The organism is Faecalispora jeddahensis, from assembly GCF_000577335.1.
GTDB classification, from domain to species: Bacteria; Bacillota; Clostridia; order Oscillospirales; family Acutalibacteraceae; genus Faecalispora; species Faecalispora jeddahensis.
Map to the genome: position 1 here is coordinate 27850 of NZ_CBYL010000019.1, position 19560 is coordinate 47409.

Consider the following 19560-nt stretch of genomic DNA (forward strand, 5'->3'; position numbering starts at 1 on the left):
GTATTTTGAATGCTGAATATACTCACCATTACCCCTTTCGGCTTTGTGCTGGAGCTGGAGCAGGACGGCTGCTTCTATACTCCACAGCCTTATACCCTGTTTGTAAACGGCACACCCCTTCTGACCGGGAGCGACCCGGTGATCAGCCTGTTCGGCCTGAGGCCCGACACGGAATACCGGGTGGAAGTCCGCGGCCTGGGGGAGCCCGCCGCCGCGGTGATCCGCACCGAGCGCTGCGGGTTTGCCATTCATATCAAAGACTATAACGCCGCAGGCGATGGCATCCGCAATGATACGGCGGCCATCCATGCGGCGATTTATTCCGCTCCGCCGCACTCCGTGGTGATCTTCCCGCGCGGAGAATATCTGGTGGAGCATCTTTTTCTCAAGAGCGGCGTAGACCTGTATCTGGAAGAGGGCGCCGTTCTGCGCCAGAATCCAGATCGAGATACTCTGGCCATTGTAAAAGGCTACCAGAAAAGCTACGATTACACCGACGCTGTGATCAACGCCTCGTGGGAGGGGAACCCGCTCGACTGCTTTTGCAGTCTGATTTACGGCAAGGATGTTCAGCAGGTGCGTATTTACGGAGACGGCACCTTAAACGGCAGCGGAATGGAGGGCGGCTGGTGGAACGAGCCCAAGAAAAAGAACCGGGCATACCGCCCGCGGAATGTATCTCTGGTGAATTGCAGCGACATTACCGTCTGCGGCCTCACCAGCCAAAACAGCGCCGCTTGGAACATCCATCCCCTGTATTCCAGTAATCTGGCCTTTTACGGCCTGACGATTCAAAGCGACCCCGATTCCCCGAATACGGACGGCCTGAACCCGGAAAGCTGCGAGAATGTGCAGATCGTCGGCTGCCGCTTTCAGGTGGGAGACGACTGCATTGCCATCAAATCCGGCAAGCTGTTTCTGAGCCGCCGCCATCTGCGCCCCAGCAGAAAAATTACCGTGCGGCGCTGCCTGATGGAAGAGGGGCACGGCGGCGTGGTGATCGGGTCTGAAATTTCGTGCGGAGTTCAGGATGTTCTGGTACAAAACTGCCTGTTTCGCCGCACCGACCGAGGCTTTCGCATTAAAACGCGGCGCGGGCGCGGGAGTACCTCCGTGGTGGACGGCATTCGCTTTTCCCATGTGAAAATGGAGCAGGTTTCTCACTGCTTTGTGATCAATATGTTCTACCACTGCGACCCGGACGGCCATAGCGATTTGGTTCAGTGCAAAGAAGCCCTGCCGGTGGGGCCGGAGACGCCCGCCGTGCAGAATATCACCTTCTCTGACATCTGCGCCGACGAAATCACAGGGAGTGCCGTTTTTCTGTACGGTCTGCCGGAAAGCCCCATCCGCAATGTAACAGTGAAAAACAGCCGGTTCCGGTTTGCGGAACAGCGGCTGCTGGAATGCCCCGATCTAATGGACGATCCCGTTCTGATCCTCAACCTGGGGGTTTATGCCAAAAACGTACAGGGGCTGACTTTTAAAAACAATCAAATAGAAGGCACCCACGTGGATAAAATGGAGCAGGAGGAGAAAGCATGATGGAATATCCTGATGTAATGGACTTTTTCAAAGATCTTCTCCGGCGCTCCTCCCCTGCCCGCCCGGCGTGGAACCAGGAGGCCTTGTTAGAAGACCGCGAGCCCGGCTGGAATTACGTCGACGGCTGTATGCTCAAGGCCGTTCTGGACCTGTACCGCGCCATCGGCGAAAGCCGCTGCGCGGAATTTGCGGAACAGTATGTTGATACCCTGATCGATGAGCAAGGCACGATTTTAGGCTATCATCCGGAGGATTACAACTGCGACAATATCAACGAGGGCAAAGTGCTGTTCGATCTGTTTGATCTGACGGGCAAGGCAAAATACCGCAGGGCCATCGATCAGCTCTATTCCCAGCTGCAACGCCAGCCTAGAACGGCGGAAGGGAACTTCTGGCACAAAAAAATGTACCCGAATCAGGTCTGGCTTGATGGCCTGTACATGGTACAGCCGTTTTACATGGCCTATGAACGCCGGTTCCATGAAAACCGAAATTACCGCGACGTTTTCATCCAGTTTGAAACCGTGGCTCGCCGGATGCGCGACGCTTCGAGCGGCCTTTTATATCACGGCTATGATGAATCCAAGAAAAGCTTCTGGGCGAACCCCGAAACCGGATGCAGCCCGAACTTCTGGACCCGTTCGCTTGGCTGGTATGTCATGGCGCTGGTCGACACCGCCGAGCAGATGGATGAAATGTTTTTTTATGAATACCAGACGCTTCAGGAACAGCTCCGCCTTTTGATCGATTCCCTGCTGTGCTTTTTAGACCCAGAAACCGGTCTGTTTTATCAGGTGACGGATGCCGGAAACCGCTCGGGCAATTATCTGGAAACCAGCGGCACCTGTGCTATTGCCTATGCTATCCTAAAAGCAGTTCGCTTGGAATATCTGCCAGATTATTATTTTGACGACGGCAAACGAATTTTTGATGGGGTTCTCAGGCATAAGTTTATAAAGAGCGAGGACGGTTACGAGCTAAAGGACATTTGTCTTGTGGCGGGCCTTGGAGGATACCCCGGCAAAGGGGATTATAAAGTGCGCGACGGCAGCTTTGCCTATTACATCTCCGAACCAAAAGTGAGCAACGACGCCAAAGGGGTAGCTCCGTTTCTGTTCGCTTTTGCGGAGCTGCTGAGAAAGGAACGGGAAACTCTATGAAAATCGGTGTCAGAGCGCATGACTTCGGGCGGATGACCCCCGAAGACCTATCATCCTGCATTCACAAAGCCGGGTTTGAGGCGGTACAGCTCGCTCCCACCAAAGCCATTCTTGGTATCCATAGCTGGGGGGACATCACTCCCGCAGATCTGACAGCCATTCAAACCAGCTTTGCGCGCAAGCAGGTAGAGATCAGCATTCTGGGGTGCTATATCGAACCCTCTCTTCCTGACAGGAAGGCAAGAATGCAGCAGGTACAGAACTTTCTGCTGGCTCTTTCGTATGCGAAAGAGCTCGGCGTCCCCTTCGTGGGGACAGAAACCACACGCCTTGATCCCTTTACCGAAGAGGCTCTGCGCCCGGAGCGCTACCGGAACCTGAAGGACAGCGTGCTGAGGATGGTAGAGCACGCGGAACGTCTGGGCGTTCGGGTGGCGATCGAGCCCGTGGCCGACCATACGCTGAATACCGCCGGGCTGACCCGCCTGCTGCTCGACGAAGTCGGCTCCGATTACCTGAAAGTGATTCTCGACCCTGTCAATTTGATTCTGGAGCACACCGCTAAACGGCAAACGGAAGTCTATGACGACTTTTTCCGGCTGTTGGGCGAGGAAATCGCGGTTGCCCACATCAAGGACATTGTATTTGAACACGGCGAAAAGGTCTGGCGCAATATCGGCCAGGGCAGCATTGACCTGGAATGCGTATTCCGATGGCTGCGGCGAAACAAGCCGCAGATCACCGCACTGCGGGAACATATTCACCCCGAAAGCGGCGAAATTGATCTTGCCGCCATGAAACAGCTTGCAGGGATTTCTCTTTGATTCCTCCAATCATAAAGAGCATCGGCCACAGCGAAGGCTGTGGCCGATGCTCTTTATGATCTACCGCCGTTCAAAATGTCATTTGAAAACATCTCAAACAATCCCTCTTTCAATATTGGCGCCCGACTGTTCCCACTTTTTGCAAATCTGTATCTACCCTATGCTTTTCCGTACTACATGGATTACAGTCAATACGACTTATGTTTTTTCGTTATGTCAGTGTCGTGCCGCCCTCAAATAAAATAACATCGTGAACCATATCTTCTTTTGTTCGTTCTTTTTGTTCGATCTGACGGATCAGGGCGTTCACGATCGACTGCGAAATTGCGGCGTAGTTCTGGCACACCGTCGTCAGCCTGGGGTAAATAAGCTCCGCAATTTCTGTTCCGTCGTAGCCAACAATCTTCAGCTCCTGCGGTACGCGAATCCCACGCGACAACGCCGTATGCAAAACTCTGGCTGCAATGTAATCTTTGGCGAAAACACCGTCAATATCCAAAGCGGCCGAAAAAATCTTTTCTTCCACTTTGGCGTATTCCTCGCGTGAAAACTCCTTCTTTTTTAATTCGAAGGTCGTGCATTTCACACCGTTCTCCTCCATCAGCTTTTGAAACACTCTGTGGCGCTCCTGCGAGTTTATTTTCACCCGGCGGTCACCCATAATCTGCACCACGTTTTTACACCCATTTTCAATCAGCTTTCGTGCAGCCAGCTCCCCGCCCATCCGATGATTGGAGGTAACATTCGGAATCTGACTGCCGAGCTTCATGTCGATCGATACAATCGGAAGCGACACTTTCTGATACTCGGCGGTATCCAGCGCATGGCTCCCGATAATGATGCCGTCTACCTTGTTCTGGCGCAGCATCGCCAGGCATTCCCGTTCTTTGTTTGCCTTTTCAACCGTATTGCACAGCATCATTTTGTAGCCCCGGTTGTTCAGCTCCATCTCGATATATTTGGCCAGACGCGCAAAAAAGGGACGGCTGATGTCCGGTATGAGCAGCCCGATCATAAAGGTTCTTTGCAGATATAGATTTCGCGCAATCTGATTCGGACAATAATTCAGCTCCTCGATGGCCTGATTCACTCGTTGGTACATTCCTTGCGATATGTATCCGCGTTTATTGAGCACACGGGAAACCGTTGTTACCGATACGCCGGCCTTTTCAGCCACATCTTTAATCCCTGCCATAACGAACCTCAAGTCTCCTTTATCGTTGTCTTCCTCTTGCATGCAAGTTATTCAACCATACTATAATTCAGAACAGATAAACATGTCAACCGGTTGTCAATCAAATTTACACAAAAATACACTTGAAAAACATATCTCGTACTATTTTATCACTAAAAATGTGTTTGAGATTCCAAATAAGATTAAATATTGATTTGCCGCGGAAAAGCTCAATGGATTTCATCCTCATTGCCATTGCCGCTATTTACATCAAACTGCAGCCTTTGCTGTAAAAAAGAAGCCCCGAAAAGCATTTAAACGCTTTTCGGGGCTTCTTCCCATTGTGTTTTAAGGAAATATCATTCGGAATTAAAAAACTTGATCTTCTCCACACAATTTTTTCATGTATAACAACTTAGAACCGGTCAGAAATTTTCACCTGCAGGCCAACGGGACAATGCTGTCGGGAAAACCTGTTTCGATGCTTTGATACAGCTCCTGTATTCTCGCATCGGTGCATTCCTCAAAATCGCGAAGCGGGAATTCGAGCTTCATGGCCTCGTACTTGCTGATGCAGTATTTGCGAAACGGCAGCAGCTCAAGCAGCTCCAGATTCGGATATCGGGCGGCCAGCTCCGCGATTTTCAGAATATGCGCTTCTCCATCGGTAAGGCCCGGAACCACAATATGCCGAATCCATAGCGGGGCCCCCAGCTCTTCCGTCTGCTGTAAAAACCGCAGAACCATATCCATATTTCCCCGGGCATAGCGAAGGTAATCCACATCTTTGGAGAATTTGAGGTCGCACAAAACGAGATCGGTGTGGAGCAGTACCGCCCGGGCTCCCTCCGGGTCGCCGATTCCAGCGGTATCCAGTGCCGTGTGGATTCCCTCGCGGTGCAGCCGGCGGAACAGCTCTGCAACAAATCCCCACTGCAGCAGCGGTTCCCCGCCCGAAACAGTCACCCCGCCGGATGCTGTCAAATACGTTTTGTACCGCAGCACCTTCTGCACCACTTCATCGACCGTGTATTCCGTGCCGCCGGTCAGGCTCCAGGTGTCTGGATTATGGCAATAGGCACAGCGAAGGGTACACCCCTGCAAAAAGATCACAAAGCGGAGGCCGGGGCCATCTACCGCACCCAAACTTTGAAAGGAATGAATCCGCCCTGTCATTACATCGCCTCGTGAAAGGTACGAGAAATCACTTCGCGCTGCTGCTCCCGGGAAAGCTTGTGGAAATTCACGGCATAGCCGGAAACGCGGATGGTCAGGTTGGGGTATTGCTCCGGGTGCTCATAGGCATCCATCAATGTTTCACGGTTTAATACATTGACATTGATATGATGCGCCTTCTGCAGGAAGTAGCCGTTCAGAATCGCGACCAGATTCCCGTGGCGCTCCTCATCGCTGTGACCCAGCGCCTGCGGGATGATTGAAAACGTGTTGGAAATTCCATCCTTGCAGATGTCGTAAGAAAGCTTTGCGACCGAGTTCAGGGAAGCAAGCGCGCCGTTTTTTTCACGGTTGTGCATGGGGTTCGCGCCGGGGGCAAAGGGCTCGCCGGCTTTTCGCCCGTCCGGCGTTGCCCCGGTCTTTTTGCCGTATACCACGTTGGAGGTAATGGTCAGAATCGAAAGCGTGTGCTCGGCATTTCGGTAGGTCGGGTTCTTCTGAAGCGCCTCAAAGAACAGCCGCACCTGCTCCTGCGCGATGGAATCGACGCGGTCGTCATCATTGCCGTAGGCCGGGTACTCCCCAACGGTTTCAAACTCCCTGATCAGCCCGCTCTCATCGCGGATACATCTGACCTTCGCGTGCTTGATAGCGGAAAGCGAGTCTGTCAAAACGGAAAGCCCGGCGATCCCGAACGCCATAAAGCGGTGTACATTGGTGTCGTGCAATGCCATCTGCGTTTTTTCATAGGCGTATTTGTCGTGCATGTAATGGATGATATTCATCGCGCTGACATAGGTTTTCGCCAGCCAGTCGCGGTAAAAGGCCATGCTCTGCACAACCGCTTCGTAATTAAGGTATTCCCCTTCATACGGAGCTTTGGCCGGTGCGATTTGATTCCCGCTCTTCTCGTCGCGGCCGCCATTCAGGCTCATGAGCAGCAGCTTCGCCAGATTCGCCCGCGCGCCGAAGAACTGCATGTCCTTCCCCAGCCGCATTGCCGATACACAGCAGGCAATGCCGTAGTCGTCACCGAACTTCGGGCGCATAATATCGTCGTTTTCATACTGGATGGCATCTGTTTCGCAGGAAACCTTTGCGGCAAAGCGCTTGAACGCTTCCGGCAGACGGTCGGACCACAAAACGGTCAGATTCGGCTCAGCCGAAGAGCCGAGATTATACAGCGTGTGGAGGATGCGGAACGAGCTTTTGGTCACCAGCGTGCGGCCGTCCTCCCCCATGCCGCCGACCGACTCCGTGATCCACATCGGGTCGCCCGCAAACAGCTCGTTGTAATCCGGTGTACGCAGATGGCGCGCCATGCGCAGCTTCATCACAAAATCATCCAAGATTTCCTGCGCCTGCTGTTCCGTGAGAAGGCCATTTGCGAGGTCGCGTTCAAAATAAATATCGAGAAACGTGCTGACGCGCCCAAGGCTCATCGCCGCACCGTTCTGCTCTTTGATCGAGCCGAGATAACCAAAATACAGCCACTGAACCGCTTCTCTGGCGTTTTCGGCTGGCCTTGAAAGATCGAAGCCGTACAGGGCCGCCATGTCTTTTAAGTACCCCAGGAACGTGATCTGCTGGTACAGCTCCTCGAGCTGGCGGATATGGTCGGCATCCATCACACCCTCGCCGATTTTGGCCTTGTCCTTTTTCTTCTCCTCGATGAGCCGATCGACACCGTAGAGCGCGACTCTGCGGTAGTCGCCGATGATGCGCCCTCTTCCGTATGCGTCCGGCAGACCGGTGATGATGCCGCAGTGCCGGGCCGCGCGAATTTCATCGGTATAGGCGCGAAAAACGCCCTCGTTATGAGTGGTTCTGTACTGAAATTCCTTTTCCACCTCCGGAGAAAGCTGGTACCCGTAGGCCTCGCACGCCTTGCGCGTCATGTTCAGGCCGCCGAAGGGATTGACGCCCCGCCGCAGCGGGCGGTCGGTTTGCAGACCCACGATGATCTCCTGCTCCTTGTCCAGATAGCCAGGCTTGTAGCTGGTGAGCGAGGTAACGGTTCGCGTATCGATGTCGAGAACGCCGCCGAATTCCCGCTCCATCTCCAGCAGGTGATCCAGCTTTTTCATCAGTGCGTTTGTGCGGTCTGTGGCCGGGGCCAGGAATTCCGCTCCGCCCTCATAAGGGGTATAGTTTGTTTGAATAAAGTTCCGGACATCGATCTCCCTTTCCCAGTTTCCGCCGTGAAACCCCTGCCATGCCTGTTTCTTCATAAGCTCTCCTTTTGTTTCAAGGCATTCCGGCTTTTCCCCCGCCATTTTCAAAACAAAAAAGGGCGGCATTTGGTAAAAACCAAAATGCTGCCCAGACGGTCGGCTGAAGATACAGCTTTTATTCCCCTGTGGTGTCATCTCCACATTACCCGTCAGTCATAAAAGCCTGTTCAATTGTGATTTCATTATAAAAGACTCAGGCAGCGTCTGTCAACAGGCAGAAAATATTTTGTGGGATGCACAAAAGGATTCAAAAAAGCACTCTCTGCTTTTTCTGTTTTTTACAGGGGAATGAAATTGAGAAGACGGACAAAAGGCAGAATCGACCTCGCTTTTGGCCGCCCATAAATCTTACCTATAGGATTACCCTATATCTACAAATAAATTAAATGAGTTACCCTATGTACGCTTTTTGATGGTACTATAATAACAACACAAAAGAAAGGCGTGTAATCATATATGAAAACATCGGTTATTGGTTACCCCAGGGTCGGAACTTTAAGGGAACTCAAATTTGCAACCGAAAAATACTTTAAGCAGGCAATAGCGGCAGAAGATTTATTTGCGGCAGCGGCAGAACTGCGCAAAGCACATTGGCAAAAGCAATCCGAAAACGCGATAGATTATATTTCCTGCAATGACTTTTCATTTTATGACACGATGCTGGATACGGCTGTGCTCCTGAATGCCGTTCCCGGGCGATACCGTGCCCTGGGGCTTTCGCCCCTCGACGAGTATTTCGCAATGGCCAGAGGCTACCAGGGGAAAAACGGGGACGTGAAAGCGCTCGCGATGAAAAAATGGTTCAATACAAACTATCATTATCTGGTTCCGGAAATAGATGAGGATGCTGAGATCAAGCTCGCCGGAACAAAACCGTTCGACGAGTATGCCGAGGCCCAAAAGGCAGGTGTAGAAACGAAACCCGCCATCATCGGGGCGTTCACTTTCCTGAAACTCGCGCGCTGCACAGGCACAAAGAAGCCCGAGGATTACCTTGACAGCATTGCGGGCGCTTACGGCGAAATACTGAATCGTTTCAACTCACTTGGAACCGCCTGGGTGCAATTTGACGAGCCGTATCTGGTAACGGACCTATCTGCTGAGGATCGGGCGCTGTTCCTCGCGCTGTACCGCAGGATTCTTTCCTCCAAGGGCCAAGTCAAGGTGCTTTTGCAGACTTACTTCGGCGATATCAGAGATTGCTACGGTGACGTTGTCTCTCTTGCATTTGACGGGATCGGTCTGGATTTGATCGAAGGAAAAAAGTCTTTGGAGCTGGTGGAGACAAACGGCTTCCCAAAAGACAAAATCCTCTTTGCCGGCATTGTCAACGGCAAGAACATCTGGAAAAACAACTATGCGCAAACGTACGAGATCATCGGCAAACTGCAAAAACACTGCGGGGAAATCGTGCTATCACCTCCTGCTCTCTGCTGCACGTTCCCTATACGCTGCGCAACGAAACGAAGCTGTCGGAAGAGCATCGAAATTACTTTGCATTTGCGGAAGAAAAGCTGGCCGAACTGCGCGGGCTGAAAGCGATCCTTTCCGATAAGGCTCCCGAAACTCACGCCGAATACCTGGAAAACAAAAGCCTGTTTGCTGGGGACAGGGCGGCCGCTAACCCGACCGTTCAGAATAAAGTTCACGCACTGTCCGAACAGGATTTTATCAGAGAGCCCTCCTTTTACGAGCGTGAAAAAATCCAAAAGAAAGAATTCGGACTCCCGCTGCTCCCGACGACCACTATTGGCTCTTTTCCGCAGACGGCGGAAGTAAAGGCCAACCGAACCAACCTGAAAAGTGGTAAAATTTCGCTGGAGCAGTACCGGGCCTTCAACCGGGAGAAAATCGCCGAATGCGTCGTCCTGCAGGAGAAAATTGGGCTGGATGTTCTCGTTCACGGCGAATTTGAGCGCAACGATATGGTTGAGTATTTCGGCGAATGCCTGGACGGCTTTCTCTTCACAGAAAAGGCCTGGGTACAATCTTACGGCACACGGTGCGTCAAGCCGCCGATCATCTGGGGGGATGTTTCCCGCGGAAAGCCGATTACAGTAGAATGGTCGGTCTACGCTCAGTCACTGACCGCAAAGCCGATGAAGGGCATGCTGACAGGCCCCGTAACCATTTTGAACTGGTCGTTCCCGCGCGAGGATATCTCACTCAAGGAATGCGCCTATCAGATCGGCTTCGCGATCCGCGAAGAGGTACTCGATCTGGAAGCGAACCACATCCGTGTGATTCAGGTAGACGAAGCGGCGCTGCGCGAGAAACTGCCCTTGCGGAAATCCGACTGGCGGGCGGATTATCTCGACTGGGCGATCCCCGCATTTCGCCTTGTTCACAGCGGCGTAAAGCCGGAAACTCAAATCCACACGCATATGTGCTACAGCGAATTTGCCGACATCATTCGGGACATTGATGCCATGGACGCCGACGCGATCACCTTTGAGGCCTCGCGTTCTGATCTGACCATTCTGAACGTCCTCAAAGAAAACGGCTTTCGCACGGAGGTTGGCCCCGGCGTATATGACATCCATTCGCCGAGAGTTCCGTCTGTGGAAGAAATCAAGGCCGCACTCTATAAAATGCTTGGCAGCATCCCCAAAGAGAAGCTGTGGGTGAACCCCGACTGCGGGCTGAAAACAAGAAGCAATACCGAAACCATACCGAGTCTGGAGCATCTGGTTCAGGCAGCAAAGGAAGTACGAGATGAGAACAGCTGATTTATTTAAAAAGAAGCAGGTGCTGTCTTTGGAGGTGTTCCCTCCAAAGCGCACCTCTTCAGAAGATACGATATTCAATACGCTGGAAGAGCTGAAATGGCTGCACCCGGACTTTATCAGCGTCACCTATGGCGCGGGCGGAAGCGCAAACAACAGCAAAACACTTGAAATCGCTTCTTTCATCAAGACGAATTATGCTGTCGAAAGCGTCGCCCACCTGCCGTGCATCAATTTTTCAAAAGAAGAGCTCTTGCTTCTGCTGGATCGCCTGAAAGAACAGGGAATCGAGAATATTCTGGCCCTCCGGGGCGACATCAGCCCGGAGCATCCGCCCTGCACGGATTTTTCCCACGCGGACGATCTGATCGCCTTTATCAAGGAACACGCGGATTTTAATATTATCGGCGCCTGCTACCCCGAAGGGCATGTAGAGAGCAAAAGCACGCTGGAGGATATCCATTATTTGAAGCGCAAGGTCGACGCGGGCACCGATCATTTGATCACGCAGCTTTTTCTGGACAACGATTATTTCTATGCATTCCGTGAACGCACCGCGCTTGCGGGAATCAATGTTCCGATCGAAGCCGGGATCATGCCCGTTGTGAACAAAAAGCAGATTGAGCGGATGGTGTCCTTGTGCGGCGTTCAACTGCCGAAAAAATTCGTAAAGATGATGGAACGCTATGAGCATGACCCAATCGCCATGCGGGACGCCGGGATCGCCTACGCGATCAACCAGATTGTGGATTTGCTCGCACAAGGCGTGGACGGCATTCACCTGTACACCATGAACAATCCGTATATTGCGCGTAAAATCTACGAAGCGGTTTTCCGCCTGCTCGCTGCATAAATAAAAAAGCTGCACCACAACAGTTGTGGTGCAGCTTTTATTGTACAAGAAAGGAAAGCCATAAACCCGCATCTGCGCTGGATTTGTGGCTTTGTTTATTTTATTCCCACTCAACCCCGTGGGCGTTTATTCTCTGTTTTTCTCCTGTTTTTGGCCGTTTTCATAGGGCTTCCTGCCCTGTGTGAGCGGTCAATTTTGTTTTACCGGATTTTTTAGAACCATTGTAGAACCACCGAGCAACTCTATTCCCTGCAGCTTGGCAACAACTTCATCCTGCTTGTGCGGCCACAGATGAGAATAGGTGTTCAGGGTAGTTTCCACCTTCTCATGACCGAGCCGCTCCGCGATCAGCAAGGGCGAGAACCCTAGCTCGATCAGCAGCGAAGCATGAGAATGTCGAAGATCATGCAGCCGGATCTTCTTCACTCCGGACACCTTGCAGCCGCGCTTCATTTCATGCTCTAAGAAATACTTGGTGAAAGGAAAGATACGGTCGCTCTTCTGCAGATCATACAGCTGCGCCAGATAGGCCCGCAACTCGTCGCAAAGGAAGTCCGGTAAAGCAATGACCCGATTGCTTTTCGGCGTCTTAGGTGGCGATATAACGTCCGCACCGTTCAGGCGGTTATAGGACTTGCTGACCGTCACAGTTCCAGCGTCAAGATCAACGTCAGCCTTTGTCAGTGCCATCAGCTCCCCTATTCTCATACCGGTATAATAGAGCAGTTGGAATGCCATATAAGAGCGCGGCTTGTCCTTAACGGCTTCGCGGAACTTCTTGTATTCCTCGGTCGTCCAGAACTGCATTTCCTCGGCGTTCTTCTTCCCCATGCTGCCGGCCTTATGACAAGGGTTTTCCCGCAGGCCATAGTATTTCACCGCATAGTTAAAAAGGGCCGTCAGCTGATTGTTGACCGTCTTGAGATAGGTTGGAGAATACTTCTTCCCCTCCTGGTGCTCCGCTGCCATCAGCTCATTCTGCCATTTGCGCACGTCCGGCGATGTGACCAAATTCATAGGCTTTTCGCCCAGGTACGGCTTTATTTTCAGATTGTAAATAAACCGCTTGTTCTCCAGCGTGGATGCCCGGAGCCGGTGGCCCATGTCCTCAAGGTACAAATCCACAAAAGCCGAAAGCTTCATGCTCATGTCGGCCCGCTGGTGTTTAAGAAATTCGCGCTCCCATTCCAAGGCTTCACGTTTGGTATCAAAGCCCCGCTTCTTCTTTTTCTTCCTGGCCCCTGTCCAATCTGTGAAATAGAACTGACACAGCCACTTGCCGGGCGTGTCCGGGTCTTTATTTGCTGGCATGGCTGCACCGTCCTTTCGCCTGCGTATGTATTTTTCATGCATTTAAGTGAAAAGCCAGTAAGCAAAACTTAACGCTCTTCGATATCCTCACCTTTTATAAACCGAATAAAAGCCTCTTTAGGAATTTTAACGCGGGAGCCTGTTACAATCACCGGAAACCCAAGTTTACTTTTATCTCTTTGCGCTTGTAATCTAATGGTGTGAGGATCACTCCCGATAAATTTCGCCACATCAGTAGGTACTAGCATGTTTTCCGGGAAAGCCTCAAGTTCTTCTAAAGTCATCCGCATTTTCAATATCAACTCCTTTATTTACTACTTTTCCAGCGCTTTTTTGTAGTGTTTTTGTCGTGATTTTGTCTTACTATTGTCATATTATTTTGTGCCACTTTTGTGCTAACTTTGTGCTGTTTTTGTAACGTGTTTGTAACGTGTATGTAACGTTTTTTGCTGTAACTTTGCTGTACTTTTGACGTCCCGTTATTCTTCCTTTGTTCTTCCTTTGTTGTGGTAGCTTTGTGGTGTCTTTGTGGCAGCTTTTCAGCCGCTTCCTTTTGCTTTTCTGGTTCTTTGATGCGAGCAAGCTTAAGAGAGTTTTTCTCGCTGATACCATGATCTTTGACGATGGTTTTCACTTCTGGAATAAGGCTTTTAGCAACTTGGATTTTCCTCTCCACCGTACGGGGTACAACCTGCATCTTTTCGGCGGTGTCATCTACAAAGGATTTTGTTTGAACAAGCGACACGGTGTCGCTTGTTCGTCTCGCAGTACCGCTTGCTTTCCCACCTGCAACCCCCGCCTTGGTTTCCGGATAAAGCATCTCATAAATCTCTTTTTTCCTAAGTAGCTGCTCGCCCTCGTCGATGTGGTTCAGGTTGTGAAGTCATTTTTCTCCCCGCATATATTTCAAAAATGCTGCCTTGGGGATTTTTATCCTTCTCCTCAAAACAATGATAGGAAAGTCGTACGAGTTCCGGCGCTTCTTTTGATCTTCCCAAACTTGCATCCTAAACTGTTGTGGGTCAACCCCAATGCATGCCGCGACTTCTGCTGGTGATAAGACTTCTTTCGGCAGATTTTCAATCTCTAAAAGAGTCATTTAAACGCCCTCCCTCTGCGTTAAAATTTGTTCTCAGACCAACCTGCATTTTCCCTATCGTCCCCACAAATGGGGGAAGATTGTTGCGGGGAGTTGCAACGTTAAGCGTTTTGCCATAAGTGGAAAAAGGTTCTATTCCCCGCCGGTCGGGGAAAACCCATCCCACACTATGCAAACGCCCTCGCGAGTTGCTCGGCGGTTATCATGTTTTTCAATCCCCTGCGGGAAATAGTCATTGCCGACACTCCGATTATTTCAGCAGCTTCTTTTTGGGTGTAAACCAGTTTGTCAGGATAAAGCTCATCGGCCCTATTTCGAATCCTCTCCAACGTATCCCGGTACAGCTCTTTTTCTCTTGGCATTTATCTCGCCTCACACAAATTTTAGAGTGACTTAACTTGCTCAAATTTGAGCGGGTAAACTTTTCGACACTTGTGGATACAGTTTTTCAACTCGTTAGTAAACCATCTTCGCCCAACAATACCAAAAGAGGCATATTTAACTTCCTGCTAACTTGCCGCAACTCTTCTAGCCTAAATGTTCCGGGGTTTTTAAATCTTTCGTATACCGTTTTGGTGCTGGTTCTCATGGCGAGTGCCAAGGAATCGACTGATATTGCTTGTTTTTCCATTCCATACTTAATTCGAGCAATAATTTCTCTATCTGACTTAATGCTCGAAGGTGTACGAAGCTTAGGCATGAAAAGCCCCCCCTTATTCTCCCTCCGACGGGGTTTTGTCCTTTTGGTGGTCTGGTATCTTGGCTAAGTCCTCAAGTTGCTGTTTCTCTAAATCGTTAAAGCGTTTTTCTTGTTCATCTCTTTCTTCTTTCGATAAGAGTTTTCTGAAATCTTCATCCATAAATGTAATTATCGTTAAAAAGGTATCTAACGAAACTTTACCCTCTTTAAACTCACTTAATAAATCCTCGAAAGCAATTCTGACGATTCCATCTGGCCCCCATTCATCAATTGAAAGATTTCTATCAGCTAATTTTTTATCATAGTGCGCAATCAATCTCACTTTAAGCTCATCATCACTAAAATCTTCATTTGGGATAACTGCCCCAGCGTCACCTTGATCTCCTGTAAACAAGTAGTTTACACCCACTTTTAGTGCAGATGCTATTTGTTCAAGCATATCTAAGCTTGGAGTAATTAAACCAGTTTCATATTTTGAGATAACCGATCGCTTTACACCCAGCTTTAACGCAAGTTCTTCTTGCGTCATTTTTATTGTTTTCCGTATATCTCTGATCCGCTCACCAACAGACAAAGTTACCCCCTCCTTTTACAAACATTGTATCCTAACAGGAACAAAATTTCAAGATAATTAAGTAATGTTCTTGACAGGAACAGAATTACGGTTTATAGTGTTCTCATAAGGAACATTTTGAGAAGAGGTGATAAAGGTGAATATCAGTAGACAAAAAATTGAATTGTTGCAGGCCGAAAATAGTATTACAGTTACCGCGCTTGCGGATCGCTCGGGCATTTCTCGACAAAACATTTCTACCGTGAAGCGGCGCGGAACGTGTAACCCGATTACAGCCGCAAAACTGGCTAAGGGCTTAGGCGTGAGCGTAGCGCAGATAGTTGATGAGGTGTGAATATGAAACAGTATTATATTGGTGCTCCAGAGGCCGCGCGTATCCTTGAATTGTCTGAGGGCAAGACATACGAAATTTTTCGGGAACTGAATCAAGAGTTGAAAGCACAAGGCTACATAACCGTATCTGGCCGTGTTCCCCGGGCGTATTTCAACAAGAAATTTTTTGGTGGCTTGGAAGAAGTGGCAGGGTGATGCCATGGCAGAGAAAAAGAGTTTTGTTCTTTATACAGACAGCCGACCACAATGGGAAAAGCTGACTGACGAACAGGCCGGGCGGCTGATAAAATCAGTTATTGCCTATACCGACACCGGTGAAGTGCCTGATTTCAGTAACTTCCCTATGGAAGATATAATGTTCGAAGGTTTGAAAGCCCAGCTCAATCGAGATACCACAAAGTGGGAGGCTTCCAAAAGAGCAAGATCAGAGGCCGGAAAAAAAGGTGCGGAAGTCCGATGGGGCAATGATGCGTAAATAGCATTGCCATGTTCTGCTATACATTATATGGCAATGCTATTTTTCCTATGGCAAGCATAGCAAAAATGGCTGTAAGTGTAAGTGTTAATGTCAGTGTTAGTGACAATGTAACTGTTTTTTAAAAGGTAAGAAGGGAGTGCGCTTTCAGCGCCCCCGCTCGCGCCTTTTAAAAGAATAAGACCTCTTGAAAGGAGGTGATACATATGAACCCTGATGTATTTGGAGCCATTGCAGCCAAGGCCTACCAGGCAGCAGACAGCCCTTCCTATTCGCTGGGAGAGGTTATTTCCATATTTGAATACTATTTCAACAAATACGAAGAAACCTTCGGGAAAGCCCATCCGTATATCCGGCAAGAGCAGATTCAACGAATGATTGAGGATATGCCTTTTGTTGCCGGCGAATACGGAAACCCCATAGACCTTGAACCGGAGGACTATTTCCCCATGATTGACCGGCACTTTCAAACGCAATACCGCTGTGATTACAATATCAACCACTTTTTCAGCGGGGACGTTCGCCTATTTCGATTCTACGAGATTATGTAAGGAGGGTTATATGGATCAATTGGTCTTTGTTCAATCCCAAAGCATGAAAGAAATGCCCTTCACTACCAGCGAAACGATAGCAGAGTATGCAGGCATCAAACATCATGCCATCCAACAGATGATTGCAAAACACGAAACAAGCCTGAAATCTTTTGGACTGGTCGCATTTGAAATGCGCGCAGTGAAAAAGAGCAGAGGCGTAAAGTACGAAAAACTTTACCACCTCAACGAGCAGCAGGCCACTCTACTTATCACATTTTTGCAGAACACCGAGCAGGTGATCCGGTTCAAAACCGAATTGGTTCGGCAGTTCTACCAGATGCGAACCCAGCTTCAAGAACGACAAATAGCCAAGGCAGATCGCAAAACGCCTCACCGAAGCCTTACAGATGCGATTCAATGCAATCCTAATCACAGTAAATGGGATTACAAGCTCTATATGGATTTGGTTTATAAGACGATACTCGGAAAAACCGCTTCAAAAATCCGCAAAGAGCGCGGGGCGGAAAAGAATGCGGCCGCCTCCGATTACATGGCCGCCGATGAAATCAAGGCAATCGCCCGACTGGAGGATCAGGTAGCAGCACTGATTGACCTGGGCATGGACTATCAGCATATCAAAGCTCTGCTGCTTAACAAACAGGCTATGAAAAATATTGCTTAATACAAAGGAGGGAAAACCATGCTCAAAAGCAAAAAAAATAGCGCCCCAACGGCGGCAACCGTTCAGAGCGCAAAATTCATTCAACAAAGTCAGGATACCATAAATTCGGAGGAAACACAAGCCCTTGACGATCGTGGGGCTAAACTATTGTTAGCATTTCGGAGATTAAGCAAAGAAGATAAAAAGGATATTATTGGACTTTTAAACTTTTTGCTTGAAAAGCAGCGCAAAGATGAACGAGCTGACAACGCTCTTGAAGAATGGCGAAGCATGACATTTTATCAGAAAAGACGATACATTGAGGAGGGTTTATCATGATAGCCATAGAAGAATTGGATTTGCTAATTTCTTCCTTGGATGAAGAGGGGAAAGAGGAGTTTTATAAATTCCTCTATTATCTTCGTGATAATAGAGATAGTGGCAAGTCTCCTGATGAACTTCGAAATGAATGGATGAAAACATCAGAATATTGGAAAAAGATAGTCCCTGAGGAGATTGCACCGTGAGCGGCCCCGTAATAGCAGCAGATGTAGAAGCAGTCTTAAATAGTCTAGACGGTATAGAGTTTATCAGTTTCTGCCTTAAAAGGCTAAATGAAAGTCAATCAGTTGAGGCTATTTGGCACGATTGGCAGAATTCAATTTGTTAAGTTAGCAAAATATTGATTTTTAAAGGAGCATTCAAAATGAACACAAAAGAGTTTAACACCGTACCCGGCTACGTCGTCGAGTATTCCAATAATAATCTTACGTGCATTTCCAAGGAAGAATTTGTTCATTACTATGGCATTATGAATCTTTATGGTGATGCTTCGGATAAACAGGTTATGACCGCCATCCTGAACCTTCCCGCGAATCCCGAGGAGGACGACGCCTGGATCACCAACATTTCGGATGAAGTCGGCCTGTTCAGAACCTGGATATACAATTGGGACGAAGAGCCGACTTCCCGTATTGGGAATTTCTTCACTGCTGCAAAGCTGGGGCTACTGTCAAAGAAAGATGCCACGTATGCAGACGAGCATTTCCTCTCTGTGCTGCTTCGTGACTCAAATTTAGTTGCGGTAGAATTCAAAGACGGTCGGCAGGTAGTCCTGACTGAGGCCGGCATTGTATGAAAGTTCATATATCCTACCAGCCCCAGGAGCAAGAAGCAGCTGCAGCCATGATCCAGGCGGCCCGACAGATTTTGCCTTATGCAAGGCTGCACAGAGCCGACAACAAGCCCCCGTTTATTCATCTGTATTTGACCACTAGAAATTCTGTAAACCCGCATGGAGCCTAGAAAGTTGATTGACTTTTCTCTACATTTTTGGTATAATAAATATATAAATTAAGGCATAGAGTACCGCCAATAGGCAGCCATTCAAAGGCATGGGAAACAGCTTATCAGCTGGTATCCTGTGCCTTTTTCTATTTATCCCCTCAGGCATTAAACAAAGGTATTAATATGGTCGGCGTGAACACCGAAGCGCAGGCCCAAAAACGGCAGAACGCTATGTAAATCATTAATTTTGAAAGAGGCACATTATGGCTAATTGTAAATATGTTGAAGATTGTAAAAAGGTAACTGAAAACTATTTCAAAGAGATTCATTCCCTTATCGACCAAAAAAGCAAAGCGCCAGCAGAATACGCAGGGGATCGCCTTAAAACAGAATTGCAAAAGCTTGATAGCTCCGCGAGTACCGCCGGTGAAACGGCCCGGCGGCAGTTGGCTTCGCTTCGTGACAGTGCTGCACAGGCTTATCAGAACGTCAAGCAAATCCAGCTCAATGGTAATTTGCCTGATGATATTAGATTACTGTCCGCTCCTGTCACATTAACGGCAGATGAACTCCAAACCCTTGCGGATCGGCATAAAGACAGCTACATCATGCAAAGGGCCATAAAAGAGTATGGAGAAAAAAACAAAGTCCATGTAAACACTGCTCCATCACCCGACGATCAGATTCAGGCAGCACAAGACCTCTGCAACCATTTTAATAACTATATTGGTATTGGTTTGGAAGGTGCCGCTCGTAATGAGCATTATTTCAATCTGGAATCCGGGGACGAAGGATGCTATGCAGACTTTGATAAAACTTTAGGTTAAGAGAAAGCTCGAAGAGTTCACACCTAACGTACATTAAAGCTGTTTTTGACCTAAAGCCCCCATAAAAA

At 49.1% G+C, this 19560-nt stretch carries 23 protein-coding genes, 1 pseudogene and 1 riboswitch; of the genes and pseudogenes, 14 read left to right on the top strand and 10 right to left on the bottom strand.

Annotation, left to right across the window (positions count from 1 at the left end; translation table 11 throughout):
• Nucleotides 1–9 precede the first annotated feature (9 nt).
• From TY09_RS08845 to TY09_RS08855, 3 genes are read left to right on the top strand one after another with little or no spacing between them, the layout of a single operon-like run.
• Nucleotides 10–1545 (top strand): glycoside hydrolase family 28 protein, encoded by a 1536-nt coding sequence (locus TY09_RS08845; RefSeq protein ID WP_042433260.1) that lies wholly within the window; start codon nucleotides 10–12, stop codon nucleotides 1543–1545.
• Nucleotides 1542–2705 carry a glycoside hydrolase family 88/105 protein gene (locus TY09_RS08850; RefSeq protein WP_081759633.1) on the top strand — a complete coding sequence of 388 codons (1164 nt, stop codon included), beginning with the start codon at nucleotides 1542–1544 and terminating at the stop codon, nucleotides 2703–2705. Before TY09_RS08845 ends, TY09_RS08850 begins: the two co-directional genes overlap by 4 nt.
• Nucleotides 2702–3529: a sugar phosphate isomerase/epimerase family protein gene (locus tag TY09_RS08855; RefSeq protein WP_042433263.1), complete on the top strand. Its 828-nt coding sequence runs from the start codon at nucleotides 2702–2704 to the stop codon at nucleotides 3527–3529. The genes TY09_RS08850 and TY09_RS08855 overlap by 4 nt, the downstream gene beginning before the upstream one ends.
• A 211-nt stretch (nucleotides 3530–3740) precedes the next feature.
• Here the strand turns inward: TY09_RS08855 and TY09_RS08860 are convergent, their stop codons facing one another.
• The 3 genes from TY09_RS08860 to pflB all read right to left on the bottom strand — a co-directional run bounded on the left by TY09_RS08860 (nucleotide 3741) and on the right by pflB (nucleotide 8110).
• Nucleotides 3741–4724 (bottom strand): LacI family DNA-binding transcriptional regulator, encoded by a 984-nt coding sequence (locus tag TY09_RS08860; RefSeq protein WP_042433266.1) that lies wholly within the window; start codon nucleotides 4722–4724, stop codon nucleotides 3741–3743.
• A gap of 414 nt (nucleotides 4725–5138) precedes the next feature.
• Nucleotides 5139–5879 carry a pyruvate formate-lyase-activating protein gene (gene pflA, locus TY09_RS08865; protein WP_042433270.1) on the bottom strand — a complete coding sequence of 247 codons (741 nt, stop codon included), beginning with the start codon at nucleotides 5877–5879 and terminating at the stop codon, nucleotides 5139–5141.
• Nucleotides 5879–8110, bottom strand: a complete 2232-nt coding sequence (gene pflB, locus TY09_RS08870) for a formate C-acetyltransferase (protein WP_042433347.1) — start codon at nucleotides 8108–8110, stop codon at nucleotides 5879–5881. The genes pflA and pflB overlap by 1 nt, the downstream gene beginning before the upstream one ends.
• 82 nt (nucleotides 8111–8192) lie before the next feature.
• Nucleotides 8193–8280, bottom strand: a riboswitch (ZMP/ZTP riboswitch).
• A 289-nt stretch (nucleotides 8281–8569) separates the two neighbouring features.
• Between pflB and metE the strand changes: the two are divergent.
• Both metE and metF read left to right on the top strand, forming a co-directional pair.
• Nucleotides 8570–10842: pseudogene (gene metE, locus TY09_RS08875) on the top strand (5-methyltetrahydropteroyltriglutamate--homocysteine S-methyltransferase).
• Entirely contained in the window at nucleotides 10829–11692 is an 864-nt protein-coding gene (gene metF / locus TY09_RS08880) for a methylenetetrahydrofolate reductase [NAD(P)H] (RefSeq protein ID WP_042433274.1), read from the top strand. Before metE ends, metF begins: the two are co-directional and overlap by 14 nt.
• A gap of 189 nt (nucleotides 11693–11881) precedes the next feature.
• Here the strand turns inward: metF and TY09_RS08885 are convergent, their stop codons facing one another.
• From TY09_RS08885 to TY09_RS17600, 7 genes are all read right to left on the bottom strand, one after another.
• The gene (locus TY09_RS08885; protein ID WP_042433277.1) at nucleotides 11882–13003 is read right to left on the bottom strand and encodes a site-specific integrase; all 1122 of its coding nucleotides are present in this window, start codon (nucleotides 13001–13003) and stop codon (nucleotides 11882–11884) included.
• Nucleotides 13004–13071: 68 nt separating this feature from the next.
• Complete coding sequence (locus TY09_RS08890) at nucleotides 13072–13293, bottom strand: hypothetical protein (protein WP_042433280.1); 222 nt, start codon at nucleotides 13291–13293, stop codon at nucleotides 13072–13074.
• A 17-nt stretch (nucleotides 13294–13310) separates the two neighbouring features.
• Entirely contained in the window at nucleotides 13311–13823 is a 513-nt protein-coding gene (locus tag TY09_RS17595; protein ID WP_052335580.1) for a hypothetical protein, read from the bottom strand.
• Nucleotides 13824–13886: 63 nt separating this feature from the next.
• A complete protein-coding gene (locus tag TY09_RS08900; protein WP_042433282.1) occupies nucleotides 13887–14102 on the bottom strand; it encodes a hypothetical protein in 216 nt (71 codons plus the stop codon).
• A gap of 167 nt (nucleotides 14103–14269) precedes the next feature.
• Nucleotides 14270–14464, bottom strand: coding sequence for a hypothetical protein (locus TY09_RS08905; protein WP_042433285.1), 195 nt, complete (start codon nucleotides 14462–14464; stop codon nucleotides 14270–14272).
• 86 nt (nucleotides 14465–14550) lie between these two features.
• Nucleotides 14551–14802: a hypothetical protein gene (locus tag TY09_RS08910; RefSeq protein WP_042433288.1), complete on the bottom strand. Its 252-nt coding sequence runs from the start codon at nucleotides 14800–14802 to the stop codon at nucleotides 14551–14553.
• Between the two features lie 13 nt (nucleotides 14803–14815).
• Entirely contained in the window at nucleotides 14816–15376 is a 561-nt protein-coding gene (locus TY09_RS17600; protein WP_052335581.1) for a helix-turn-helix domain-containing protein, read from the bottom strand.
• A gap of 136 nt (nucleotides 15377–15512) precedes the next feature.
• Here TY09_RS17600 and TY09_RS08920 point away from each other — a divergent pair, with 136 nt between their 5' ends.
• The 9 genes from TY09_RS08920 (at nucleotide 15513) to TY09_RS08960 (ending at nucleotide 19492) form a co-directional block, all read left to right on the top strand.
• Nucleotides 15513–15710, top strand: coding sequence for a helix-turn-helix domain-containing protein (locus tag TY09_RS08920; protein ID WP_042433291.1), 198 nt, complete (start codon nucleotides 15513–15515; stop codon nucleotides 15708–15710).
• A 2-nt stretch (nucleotides 15711–15712) separates the two neighbouring features.
• Nucleotides 15713–15904: a thioredoxin domain-containing protein gene (locus TY09_RS08925; protein WP_042433294.1), complete on the top strand. Its 192-nt coding sequence runs from the start codon at nucleotides 15713–15715 to the stop codon at nucleotides 15902–15904.
• 4 nt (nucleotides 15905–15908) lie between these two features.
• Nucleotides 15909–16184 carry a DUF6291 domain-containing protein gene (locus TY09_RS08930; protein ID WP_042433297.1) on the top strand — a complete coding sequence of 92 codons (276 nt, stop codon included), beginning with the start codon at nucleotides 15909–15911 and terminating at the stop codon, nucleotides 16182–16184.
• Nucleotides 16185–16390: 206 nt separating this feature from the next.
• Nucleotides 16391–16735: a hypothetical protein gene (locus tag TY09_RS08935; protein ID WP_042433301.1), complete on the top strand. Its 345-nt coding sequence runs from the start codon at nucleotides 16391–16393 to the stop codon at nucleotides 16733–16735.
• Nucleotides 16736–16745: 10 nt separating this feature from the next.
• Nucleotides 16746–17399 (top strand): Rha family transcriptional regulator, encoded by a 654-nt coding sequence (locus tag TY09_RS08940; protein ID WP_042433304.1) that lies wholly within the window; start codon nucleotides 16746–16748, stop codon nucleotides 17397–17399.
• A gap of 18 nt (nucleotides 17400–17417) precedes the next feature.
• Entirely contained in the window at nucleotides 17418–17717 is a 300-nt protein-coding gene (locus TY09_RS08945; RefSeq protein ID WP_042433306.1) for a hypothetical protein, read from the top strand.
• Nucleotides 17714–17905 (top strand): hypothetical protein, encoded by a 192-nt coding sequence (locus TY09_RS08950; protein WP_042433308.1) that lies wholly within the window; start codon nucleotides 17714–17716, stop codon nucleotides 17903–17905. The genes TY09_RS08945 and TY09_RS08950 overlap by 4 nt, the downstream gene beginning before the upstream one ends.
• Before the next feature lie 179 nt (nucleotides 17906–18084).
• Nucleotides 18085–18516, top strand: coding sequence for a hypothetical protein (locus TY09_RS08955; protein WP_042433312.1), 432 nt, complete (start codon nucleotides 18085–18087; stop codon nucleotides 18514–18516).
• 412 nt (nucleotides 18517–18928) lie between these two features.
• Complete coding sequence (locus tag TY09_RS08960; RefSeq protein WP_042433316.1) at nucleotides 18929–19492, top strand: hypothetical protein; 564 nt, start codon at nucleotides 18929–18931, stop codon at nucleotides 19490–19492.
• The last annotated feature ends 68 nt before the right edge of the window (nucleotides 19493–19560 follow it).